Source organism: Micromonospora sp. NPDC051141, from assembly GCF_044455765.1.
Lineage (GTDB): Bacteria > Actinomycetota > Actinomycetes > Mycobacteriales > Micromonosporaceae > Micromonospora.
Genome location: NZ_JBITFD010000013.1, coordinates 211812 through 222331, shown reverse-complemented (window position 1 = coordinate 222331; position 10520 = coordinate 211812). Strand labels below are relative to the sequence as shown.

The window sequence follows — 10520 nt, the reverse complement described above, 5'->3', positions numbered from 1 at the left end:
TTGGCGCTGCGGCCCGAGGTGATCGTCTGCGACGAGCCGGTGTCGGCCCTGGACGTGTCCATCCAGGCCCAGGTGATGAACCTGCTGGAGAAGCTGCAGGCCGAACTCGGTCTGTCGTACGTCTTCATCGCCCACGACCTGTCGGTCGTGCGCCACCTGTCCGACCGGGTCGCCGTCATGTACCTGGGCAAGATGGTGGAGGTCGGCACCGAAGACGAGATCTACGAGCGGCCCACCCACCCGTACACCCAGGCGCTGCTGTCGGCGGTGCCGGTGCCGGACCCGACCGTGCGCGACAGCAAGGCGATCATCCGACTCCAGGGCGACGTCCCCTCGCCGGTCAGCCCGCCCTCGGGCTGCCGGTTCCGCACCCGCTGCTGGAAGGCGCAGGACGTCTGCGCCCAGGACGTGCCGCTGCTGCAGATCCGGCCGGGCTCGGACCACCCGAGCGCCTGCCACTTCGCCGAGAAGCGAGAGATCGTCGTCGTTACCGGCGGCAGGAGTAGCGAAACTCCCGCTTGGTAGGAGCGCAGCACCTCACGACACTGCTGCCAAGAGAAACCCGTCGCTGACATGCCGCGATCCTCTGCGCGCCGGCTGGACCTGTGCCGGCCGTGCTGATCGTCGAAAGCCTTCCCACCTGCACCGGCGAACCGGTTCTACAACCGTCGCGTATTGCCTATGGAACGTCGTCGGGCAGGAGATGGAATGAGAAAGCTGTATCGCGGTCTTCCGCTTGTGGTTGCCGTCGCGGTCCTGGCCGCGTGTAGCGGGGGTAACTCCGACCGAGCCGCCAAGCCGGCGAGCGTCGCGCCCTCGAGCAGCATCCTTGAGGAGGCACCCGTCACCCTGCCTCCGGTGGAGGTGAAAGCGGCTGCGGTCGGCGTAGCCGATCACACCTTCGCACGGGAGAAAACCGACCTCGTCGAGATCCCCGGCGGACGCTTCACCCTCCTCACCGTGAACGGCAAGACGGTCTACCGGTTCGAAGAGGACGAGAACAACCCGCCCAAGGTGACATGTCTCGACGACTGTCTCATCACTTGGCCACCCGTGGTGGTCGACCAGGAAGAAGTCACCGTAGCCAAAGGCGCCCAACGCGACCTGATCAACACCGTGAAGCGACCGGACGGGCACCGGCAGCTCACCTACAACGGCTGGCCGCTCTACTGGTTTGAAGAGGACACCGCCGCCGGCGAGGCCAAGGGCGAAGCGGTCGGCGGCAACTGGTCGACGATTAAGCCGGACGGCAAGCCGGTGTTCCCGAAAGGCATCCGCTGACCAGCGACCCCGCAGCAGTCAATGCAGCTTTCCGTGACACGTGCTAGAAGGAGAGGAACAGGCATGACCGTCAGCCGTACGCGCCGGGCACTGATCGGCACCGCACTGCTCAGCGTAGCGGTCGTGGGCGTAGGGGCCACGCCGGCCTCCGCCAACGCGAAGGGTCAGATCTCGCCCGCGTCGAGTCCGCGGGCGAAGTGGCTCGGCCAAGGCGAGAACTCCGGTGTCGGCACGAGCGCCAACCCGCCGTCCGCAGCAGCCATGTGGACCTTCAGCGAGTCCCTCACCTTCCCGGGCACCTACTTCCTCTCGGTGCGCAGGTCGATCAGCGAGGGCACCCTGTACCTCGACCTGTCCGGTAACGACCCATCCAGCGGCATTCCGTTGGTCACCATGCCGTTCGACGGTACCAAGTCGCAGCGCTGGATCCTGGAGAAGCAGACCGGCTCCAGTTCGCGGTATCGGTTCAAGAACTCGTTCGCCAACAAGTACGTCACCTTCGACGCCGCGGGCGGTAGTGCCCCGCTGCGGATTCAGCCGTCGAACGCCTTTGGCGAGCAGCGATTCGACGCGCCGCCGACCCTCTGACAACCCGTGCCATGACGTCATAGCCGGAACACCGCCGAATCGTGCTCGGCGGTGTTCCGTCGATTCTGTATCCCCGTCAGAGGATGCCATGACAGAAGCGAAGCTCCGGGCGAGAACGCCGCCGCCGTCACGACAAGCAACGCCTCATCGAGGCCGTCCACCATCGCATCTGCGGGTGGTGGGCCGCGATCACGTGACGAAGCGGCGGAAAAGTCTGGTAGGCCACCGGGTGCGGCTCCTCCGCCCTACTGCCCACATCCGCTGATGAGTCGGGCAGGTTGGTGTGGGACTCGGTCAACGCTGGCAGTGTGACCCGGAGTGGAGCGGGTATGGGCGACCGGTGACGGATCAGAACCCGACGCATGAGGAGATGAGGCGAACCCGCGTCGCCTTCTTCCAGGCGCTTCCCGCTATGGCGCCGTCTCGACTCCCGGCCAGGCACGGTGGGGTCATCCGCATCGACCTGGCGGGGGACGGCGACCAGGAGCGGTGGTATGTGGAGTTCAGCGTTGGCCGCGCTCGCGCCGACCAGGATGACGGGGAGCGGACGGCCCAGGTCACCATCACGACTACCTTCAGCCTCTTCGATGCATTGATCAGGGGAGAGGCGTCGGTCATCGGGGGTTCCTACCGCAAGGATTTCGGCATCGCCGGTCAGACCCCTTTGTATCATCTCCTGCGGCGATTTTTTGACTCGTCGAGGTCGGCGCGCGATCCTCGTATCAGGGCGCAGGAGTGTAGGCGGCACGGCCTACTCTGGCGCGAATCGTTGGAAGCTGACCTACGCCGTCACGCGATGCGGAGGGCGGGGTCTGGATGACTACGAATCTCGTGAGCATCTTGGATGGCAACACCTTCCTCGTCACCAGCCGGGACGGAGATATCGATCCGTCGTCGGAGTACCCGACGGGATTGTTCTCTTTTGACACCCGCTTCGTCTCCACCTGGCAGCTCTCCATCAACGGGGAGCGGCTACATGCGCTGACGGTCGACAGCAAGGAGTACTACCAGACAAGCTTCTTCGTGGTTCCCGGGCGACCCACCCAGTACGTCAACGCTCAGATATCTGCCACCCGGCATCGGGTCATCGGCGGCAGCTTCGTTGAGGAGTTGACCGTGCTGAACCACACGAACGAAGACGTGGACATGGTGGTTCGGCTCGACGTCGACTGCGACTTCGCCGACCTGTTCGAGGTCAAGAACGTTCAGCCGAAGAAGGGCCAGGCAGAAGTTACCGTCGAAGCCGACGCGTTGCGGTTCGCGTACCGCCGCGAGGGCTTTCATCGAGAGACGGTGGTGCGATCCACTGAGCCTCCCGCGATCGATCGGCGTGGCATGGAGTTCCACCTTCGGGTCAAGGCGCACGGCGAATGGCGGACCTGCTTCCACGTCATCACGAACATCGTGGGCGCGCGGGAGTTGGACTTCCGGGACAGCAACGAGGTTCTGCGGGCGCGCTCCGCCGACGTGCTCCAGACGGAACTCGCCGAATGGCTGGAGGCGGCACCCACCCTGGCCGACGCTCCGCTCTCCCTGCGCATGACATATCGGCAGAGCCTCGTCGATCTGGCGGCACTCCGGTTCACTGCCAACCCTTTCTACGGCAACTTCTTCACTGCGGGATTGCCGTGGTTCATGTCCCTGTTCGGCCGAGACAGCATCTTCACGTGCCTCCAGACGCTTCCCTTCCTGCCGCATACCGTCGCAACGACTCTGCGCAACCTTGCCTACATGCAGGGGGCCCGCTTCGATGACTTCCGCGAGGAGGAACCAGGAAAAATCATCCACGAGATGCGCTTCGGCGAGACGGCGGTCTTCCAGGAGCAACCCCACTCGCCGTACTACGGCTCGGCAGACAGCACCCCCTTGTTCGTAATACTTCTCGACGAGTACGAACGCTGGTCGGGTGACGCGAACATGATTCGGGAGTTCGAACTTGAGGCTCGCGCCGCGCTGAATTGGATAGGCACCTACGCCGACCTGCTCGGCACTGGCTACGTGTGGTACGAGTGCCGCAACACCGACACGGGCCTGGTGAACCAGTGCTGGAAAGACTCTCCCGATTCGTTATCGTACGCGGACGGCCGTCTGGCGGCCTTCCCCGTCGCAACCTGTGAACTTCAGGGCTACGCGTACGACGCCAAGGTGCGGGGAGCGCGCCTGGCCCGAGAATTCTGGGATGATCCAGGCCTTGCCGCCCAGTTGGACCGCGAGGCCGCCGAGTTGAAGGACCGCTTCAACCGTGACTTCTGGGTGACCGACGGCGAGTACTACGCCCTGGCACTCGATGGCGACGGACGACAGGTGGACGCGCTGTCGTCCAACATCGGGCACCTGCTCTGGAGCGGCATCGTCGACCAGGCGCGGGCGAGCAGGATAGCCGAGCACCTGGTCGGTCCGGAACTCTTCTCCGGATGGGGTGTCCGCACGCTCGCCACCAACGCCGGCCGCTACAACCCGTTGGGATACCACGTCGGCACGGTGTGGCCTTTCGACAGCTCGATCATCGCCTGGGGACTCTGGCGTTACGGTTTCCGTGCGGAGGCCAACCGGATCTGTGAGGGCCTTCTCGACGCCGCACCTTTCTTCAACGGGCGACTCCCCGAGGTGTTCGCCGGATACCCGCGACATTCCACCAACCACCCGGTCGAGTATCCCACCGCTTGCAGCCCTCAGGCTTGGTCGGCGGGAGCCCCCTTGCTCCTGCTGCGGGTCATGCTCGGCCTGCAACCGCACACCGACCATCTGGCGATCGACCCCGTCATTCCCGATAGCATCGGCCGCATCGAACTCCTCAACATTCCCGGACGGTGGGGCCTCATCGATGCCCTCGGCCGGAGCCGGTAGGGACTGGATGATGTCCGGTGGTGGCAGCCGTCCCGTCGTGCCGCGGCACCAACGGCTGCCACCACCTACCGCCGCCACGGGGGGAGCGGCGGCACCACATTCGATCGCGACAGTCATCAAAGAGCAATGCGGGTTTACCCCCAAGACAGTCGGCGTACCCTGCGGTCCCCGCGTCGAGAACACAGGGTGGCCAGGCGACCACAGACGAACCGATTCCTGCTCATACGGCGTACCCCAGGCACAGAGGTGATTGCGCGAGCGGATGGGGGTGCGGCTGTCATGTACAGAGAATTTGTCGGACGCGGCGACGAGCTTGCCTACATCGAGAGCCTGCTCGAGAACCCCGCCCAAGGGTCGACGGTCGTGGCTGTCGTCGGCGACCCCGGGACCGGCAAGACTCGGCTGCTGGCCGAGGTCGCCCGGCTGGCCGAGTCACGCGGTTGGCAGGTCACCACCGGCCTGTTCGAGATCGGGCCCGCCGTTCGTGACGCCCCGATCCGGCAGCCGGCGCAGGAAGCGCGGGTGCTGATGCTCGGGGACGACGCGCACCGGTACGAGGATCTCGCCGTCGAACTGCTGCAGCGCGCGGCCCGAGCGGAGAGCACCCCCACACTCGTGGCCTTGGCCTACCGGCCGCGACAGCTACCGAGCCGGGTCGCGGCCACGCTCGCCTCGACTGCGGGACGGGCAGCCGTCCACCGGATCGAGCTCTCCAGGCTGAGCGAAGAGGAAGCCGCGCACCTGCTCGGCCGGCACGTCCCAGCGCATGCGGTAAGCGGGATCTATCAGGCCGGCGGCGGCAATCCTCTGTACCTCTCGATTCTGGCCGGACAGTACGAGGGCCCGTCGCATGAGGCGACCGCTGACCAGTTCGGCTCCGGCAACGACGGCCTGGCGGTGCTGCGTGCCGAGCTGGAATCCCTGCCTGCGGTGGTCCAGCAGGTAGGCCACGGTGCGGCGGTGCTCGGTATCAGCTTTGATGTGGCAGACGTGGCACCGACCGCACAGCTGCCTGAGCAGACGGTCGCCGACGGTTTGGAAGTGCTGAGGCGGCATGACGTCATCAGGGACGGTGTCCGCCCCGGTGTCATGACGTTCCGGCACCCAACGATGTGGCAAGCGGTATATGAAGGATCGGGAACGTGGTGGCGGCGGCAGGCTCACGAGCGGGCCGCCGCGGTGTTGAGCATGCGCGACGAGCCGGCCGAGACGCTGGCACGCCATATCGAAGCCTTCGCACGCGGTCACGACGCCGCCGCCGCCCGACAGCTCACCCGGGCGGCTTTGGCCACGCGCTGGAGTTCGCCCATTACTGCGGCGCGCTGGTTCGCCGCTGCCCTGCGTCTCGTTCCGACCACCCCACAGACCAGGGTCCGTCGTAGCTGGCTACTGCTGGAGCAGGCACGGACACTCGTGGCAGCCGGTCACATCGACGCAAGCCGGGCAGCAGTCGCATCCTCACTGGAGCTGACCTCACGCGAAGGTTGGAGAATCCGCCGGCAGGCGCTGGCTGTCGCCGTGCGCATCGATCAGCTGCGCGGCCGCTTCGACGAGGCGGCAGCTCTCCTTCACCGAGAACTCGGGGCCCCGATCCGCGACACCTCGACCGAGGTCACGCTCAGGCTTGAGCTCGCGGCTGTCGAGCTGATGCGCGGCGACTTCGAGGCTGCGGCATCGGCTGCCGCACGCGCCGCCGGTGTCGCCGACAGCGCCCGCCCACCGCAGGCAGCCGCAGCCGCCAGTCTGGTTGCGCTCACGATGTGCGTGAGCGGTGACCCAGCCGGGGCACTGACGAAGGCCGACCAGATCGGTCGGCTCGTCGACGCCGCCTCCGACAGCGAACTGATGCCTCACCTGCGTTCGCTCCTGTGGCTGGGCTGGTCCGACGTGATACTCGGGCGGTACGAACTCGCGCTGCGGCGCCAGTCCCGGGCTGTCGAGATCGCGCGAGCCAGCGGGCAGGTCGATGTGCTCGCCCAGCTGCTCGTGGGTCAGGGCAACGCGCTGCGATGGCTCGGCCGTCTACAGCTTGCGAGGAACCACTTCGAGGGTGCGTATGCCATCGCGTCTCGCATCGGCAGCGAGCCACTCATCTGCATCTCCCTCGCGATGCTGTGCCACGTGCACACCTGGCTCGGCGACAGCGAGATCGCGTACACCTATGGCGAACGGGCCTTGGCCGCCACACCACCCGGTGGCGGGTGGTTGGGGGCCTTGGTCCCGGTCATCCTCGCCCTGGCGCGGCTTGAAGCGGGAGACCCGGCGGGATGCGAGGAACAGGTAGTCATGGCCGCCGGGGGAGCAGCGCTCCCGCGTACCGACGCCGGCAGCCGGGCCCACTGGTACGAGATGCTCACGCGGGCGGCAGTAGCGCTCGGAGACCGGGAGGGCGCGGCCGGCTGGGCCAAGCGCGCCGCTGCCGCTGCCGCCGACACACCACTCCCGCACACGGCGGCTTTCGCGCACCTGGCGGCAGCACAGGTGGCACTTGACGGTGGCCAGCGGCGGCTGGCCCAGGACCAGGCGGTGTCGGCAGCAGAGTTGTTCGAACGCACCGGAAACGTGCTCGACGCGGGACGGGCGCGTACGGTCGCCGGCCTCGCCGCCGTCGCGGGCCGGCATCCACAGGTCGGTGCGGAGCTGCTCGAACGCGCGTTGCGTGACCTGGACGCCTGCGGGGCAACGGGATGGCGTCGCAGGAGCGAACGGTACCTGGCCGAGGCAGGATACGAGTCCAAGAAGAGAGTGCCCAGGCCACGCGGCCCCTTACAGGCGCTGAGCAGTCGCGAGCGAGAGGTCGCGGAACTCGTGGCCGAGGGTAGGAGCAACAAGGAAATCGCCGCTGCGCTCTTCCTCAGCGTCAAGACAGTGGAACGTCATATGGCTCGCATCTTCACGAAGGTGGAGGTGACGTCCCGGGCGGCGTTGGCAGCGATGATTGCGCGTGATGATCTCGACCCGGTGTGACGCCGGCTAAGTCCGGTGGCCGTGCTGCTCAATTTTTCAGGACCCCCGAGGACTCCGGCATCGGTTCACGCATGGTCGCTGAATCGGCTACCGGAGACCTCGGGGAATCTCACACCCTCAGAAACACGTCACCATGTGGCCAACGGCTCAAGCCCGAGCACGCGACGGCCTGTCCGGCAATGACTGGAGTAAAAGCCCTTCGCGCTTCCCTCCCAAGAACTCAGTGCATGCAGGGCTGGCAGACGACGGGCGCGGAGTCCGCCTGCGCCGGCGCGGCCACACCCGCGAGCACCGCAACGGCGGCTACCCCACCAACGATGAAGATCTTAATGGCCTTGGACATGATTCCAACCCTTTCTACGATACCTGCGAACCGTCAGAGGGAAGTGTTTAGGTAGTTGCCCGGTATGGGAATCCGGGATTTCCCTCATAGTGCGGCGCGCTTTCGGTGCACATGCACGACCCCCGATGGCACGCTGGTCCCGATCAGCCGGGTCGCTGACCAGCGGCCCACCAATCGCACCAGCACGTACGCCGCAGCGCGGACGTGCAGGTGCCCGCCCGCGTGGTCGGTCGAGGGAGCCGGGCGAGAACCGCGTCGGTCGCCATCGCGTACTGCCTTCTGCGTACTCCGGGGCACCCGTCCCGGAGCATCTTGCCGATGGGCCCGGGGCCTCCGGCGCAGCACTGAGATAGGGGGACAGCGTTGGCAGGCATCAAGTCCTACTACGGCGAGGCGCCGGGTTGGCTCGAGGAGGCCTGCTCGACACCTGCCTGCCGCGGCTACGACACCGAACTCTTCTTTCCGAGGACGGAGTCCTCCTGGATGGTCCGCCGGGCCAAGGACGTCTGCGCCCGCTGCCCGCTTCTGGACCCCTGCTTGGAGTGGGCAATGCGGCAGCCCGTCGGGAAGCTCGACGGGATCTGGGGCGGCACCACTCCCCGGGAGCGTCTGAAGCTCCGCCGCGAGACGAGTGATCGATGAGCGCAGCCCGATGCGCGGCAGCAGGACACGCCGCAGCGCACACCACCCGGGAAGGGAAGGAGGACCTGTTCAGGCGGGCGGTTCGTGTTCGTCGGCCTTCAGCAATGCGTGGACGAGCACGTCGACGATGAAGCGTTCCCATTCCTCCGGGGTCCAGCCTGCCGCGGCGAGGGACAGATACACCTCGAGCCCGGACAGGGCGGACAGGATGGCGACGGCCTCCTCCACCGGTACGCGCAGGGCGCCCAGCGCGTCGAGCTGACCGGCCAGCACCCGGAATGCCGATGCCGTCTCGGTTTCATTGGTGGTCCATTGCTGGGCCATGACCGGGTCGACCGCAGCGGCGTCACGAACCACCTTCATGATCGGGCCCACCCGCGTCAGGACGCCTCGCCCGTACGACATCCAGAGGGCGATCACCTTGCGGGGGTCGGACTCGGCGCGCGCCTCCTCGAGCCAGGGCCGGTTCAGCATGGGAACCGGCTGATCGTCGCCGACGGCGGCGATGTCGACAGCCGCCTTGAGGACCGCGCTCTTGTTGCCGAAGTGGAAGTAGACCGTCTGCACCGCCACGCCTGCTCGCGCGGCGATCTGCTCAAGCGTGGTGGCGCCGTAGCCGCCGCTGGTGAACAGCTCGGTGGCGGCGTCGGTGATCTTCCGCCGCGTCGCGCGGGTGCGGCTGCCGCGGGGCTTGACAACGTCACTCATGGGTTAGACTCTAACTCTAGAGTCCAACTACAATCTTGGGAGGTTCCGTGATCAGCGGTATCCATCACGTCAAGCTCCCCGTGGGCGACGTGAAGCGAAGCCGCGACTGGTACGGACGGGTGCTCGGCTTCGAGACGGTCATCGAGTTCGTCGAAGACGCGGAGCTCATGGGTGTGGCGCTGCGGCGCGAGGGCTCTCCGGTGCAGATCGCGCTGCGGCACGATCCGGCGCGGGCACGCGCCCTCGCCGGGTTCGACGCCCTGGCGCTTCTCGTGCCGACTCGTGCCGATGTTCGCCGCTGGGCGGTCGAGCTGGACCGCCTCGGCGAGCCGCACGGTGGCGTGGTCACCGGGCACCAGGGCGGCGCCGTCCTGGTCGGCCTGCACGACCCCGACGGGACCGAGATCCGGCTGTACGCCGACTGAGTTTTGAGCATCTGCTGCTTGGGGAGTCACGCACATGAAGTCCGTCACCGCCGACACGAGGACCGCCATCAGATCCCTGCACCTGATGGGTTCGGGGAACCTCGAGGACATGAAGACCGTCTTCACCGCAGATGCGGTCAATCGTGAGGCCAAGGACGAGCCGCCGGACACACGTGGGCTCGGGCCGGGTGCCTTCTACGCCACGGCGCTGTGGTTGCGTCGCGCGTTCTCCGATCTGACGTGGGAGGTTCATGACGCGGTCCAGGACGGTGACCTGGTCGTCGTGCACGCCACGATGTCCGGCCGGCAGACGGGGCCGTTCGTCTCGTACGCGCCGGACGGCTCGGTCGCAGTCGTTTTCCCGCCTCTGGGGCGTCGTTTCGCAGTGACCCAGACGCACTGGTCCCGCATGCGTGACGGCATGGTGGCCGAGCACTGGGCCAACCGTGACGACCTCGGCATGGGTCAGCAACTCGGATGGACGCCGCCGAGCCCGTCCTACATTGTCCGCATGTTGTTGGCCCGGCGCCGTGAGCGGCGCAACGCCGCCGTCACGCACATGATCACCACCTCCTGATCACCACAGGCGCGCCGCGCGACCCATTGCGGCGGTGGGATCTCGGTCGGCCGTCGTCCGTGGCGTGCCGATCCCCCTTCGCGGCGGGTATCGGATGGCGACCTACCGAACGCCTGTTGGGTGACCAGCAGTGCGATTCCTC

The 10520-nt window shown here is 66.8% G+C and carries 11 protein-coding genes; 9 read left to right on the top strand and 2 right to left on the bottom strand.

Annotated features, from left to right (window positions below):
* The 6 genes from ACIA6B_RS24315 to ACIA6B_RS24290 all read left to right on the top strand — a co-directional run.
* Positions 1-525: oligopeptide/dipeptide ABC transporter ATP-binding protein (locus tag ACIA6B_RS24315; protein ID WP_396776599.1), on the top strand; the 525-nt coding region annotated here is incomplete at its 5' end.
* A 183-nt stretch (positions 526-708) separates the two neighbouring features.
* Positions 709-1281, top strand: a complete 573-nt coding sequence (locus ACIA6B_RS24310; protein WP_396776597.1) for a hypothetical protein — start codon at positions 709-711, stop codon at positions 1279-1281.
* Positions 1282-1344: 63 nt separating this feature from the next.
* On the top strand, positions 1345-1869 hold the full coding sequence (locus ACIA6B_RS24305) for an RICIN domain-containing protein (protein ID WP_396776595.1): 525 nt from the start codon (positions 1345-1347) through the stop codon (positions 1867-1869).
* Between the two features lie 370 nt (positions 1870-2239).
* Positions 2240-2689: an SCP2 sterol-binding domain-containing protein gene (locus ACIA6B_RS24300; RefSeq protein WP_396776611.1), complete on the top strand. Its 450-nt coding sequence runs from the start codon at positions 2240-2242 to the stop codon at positions 2687-2689.
* Entirely contained in the window at positions 2686-4716 is a 2031-nt protein-coding gene (locus ACIA6B_RS24295; RefSeq protein WP_396776593.1) for a glycogen debranching N-terminal domain-containing protein, read from the top strand. The genes ACIA6B_RS24300 and ACIA6B_RS24295 overlap by 4 nt, the downstream gene beginning before the upstream one ends.
* A gap of 279 nt (positions 4717-4995) precedes the next feature.
* Complete coding sequence (locus ACIA6B_RS24290; protein WP_396776591.1) at positions 4996-7683, top strand: LuxR C-terminal-related transcriptional regulator; 2688 nt, start codon at positions 4996-4998, stop codon at positions 7681-7683.
* A 220-nt stretch (positions 7684-7903) separates the two neighbouring features.
* Here ACIA6B_RS24290 and ACIA6B_RS24285 read toward each other — a convergent pair whose 3' ends face one another.
* Positions 7904-8026 (bottom strand): hypothetical protein, encoded by a 123-nt coding sequence (locus ACIA6B_RS24285; RefSeq protein WP_396776589.1) that lies wholly within the window; start codon positions 8024-8026, stop codon positions 7904-7906.
* Between the two features lie 363 nt (positions 8027-8389).
* On the opposite strand from ACIA6B_RS24285, the gene ACIA6B_RS24280 reads away from it, so the two are divergent.
* Positions 8390-8668 (top strand): WhiB family transcriptional regulator, encoded by a 279-nt coding sequence (locus ACIA6B_RS24280; protein ID WP_396776587.1) that lies wholly within the window; start codon positions 8390-8392, stop codon positions 8666-8668.
* A 69-nt stretch (positions 8669-8737) separates the two neighbouring features.
* On the opposite strand, the gene ACIA6B_RS24275 is transcribed toward ACIA6B_RS24280, so the two are convergent.
* Complete coding sequence (locus ACIA6B_RS24275) at positions 8738-9376, bottom strand: TetR/AcrR family transcriptional regulator (protein ID WP_396776585.1); 639 nt, start codon at positions 9374-9376, stop codon at positions 8738-8740.
* A 47-nt stretch (positions 9377-9423) separates the two neighbouring features.
* On the opposite strand from ACIA6B_RS24275, the gene ACIA6B_RS24270 reads away from it, so the two are divergent.
* Both ACIA6B_RS24270 and ACIA6B_RS24265 read left to right on the top strand, forming a co-directional pair.
* The gene (locus ACIA6B_RS24270; protein ID WP_396776584.1) at positions 9424-9801 is read left to right on the top strand and encodes a VOC family protein; all 378 of its coding nucleotides are present in this window, start codon (positions 9424-9426) and stop codon (positions 9799-9801) included.
* A 34-nt stretch (positions 9802-9835) separates the two neighbouring features.
* Positions 9836-10378 carry an ester cyclase gene (locus ACIA6B_RS24265; protein WP_396776582.1) on the top strand — a complete coding sequence of 181 codons (543 nt, stop codon included), beginning with the start codon at positions 9836-9838 and terminating at the stop codon, positions 10376-10378.
* Positions 10379-10520 lie beyond the last annotated feature (142 nt).

Coding starts and splice junctions, on each gene's coding strand:
- ACIA6B_RS24310 (WP_396776597.1), top strand. CDS start 709: ATGAGAAAGCTGTATCGCGGTCTTCCGCTTGTGGTTGCCGTCGCGGTC.
- ACIA6B_RS24305 (WP_396776595.1), top strand. CDS start 1,345: ATGACCGTCAGCCGTACGCGCCGGGCACTGATCGGCACCGCACTGCTC.
- ACIA6B_RS24300 (WP_396776611.1), top strand. CDS start 2,240: ATGAGGCGAACCCGCGTCGCCTTCTTCCAGGCGCTTCCCGCTATGGCG.
- ACIA6B_RS24295 (WP_396776593.1), top strand. CDS start 2,686: ATGACTACGAATCTCGTGAGCATCTTGGATGGCAACACCTTCCTCGTC.
- ACIA6B_RS24290 (WP_396776591.1), top strand. CDS start 4,996: ATGTACAGAGAATTTGTCGGACGCGGCGACGAGCTTGCCTACATCGAG.
- ACIA6B_RS24285 (WP_396776589.1), bottom strand. CDS start 8,026: ATGTCCAAGGCCATTAAGATCTTCATCGTTGGTGGGGTAGCCGCCGTT.
- ACIA6B_RS24275 (WP_396776585.1), bottom strand. CDS start 9,376: ATGAGTGACGTTGTCAAGCCCCGCGGCAGCCGCACCCGCGCGACGCGG.
- ACIA6B_RS24265 (WP_396776582.1), top strand. CDS start 9,836: ATGAAGTCCGTCACCGCCGACACGAGGACCGCCATCAGATCCCTGCAC.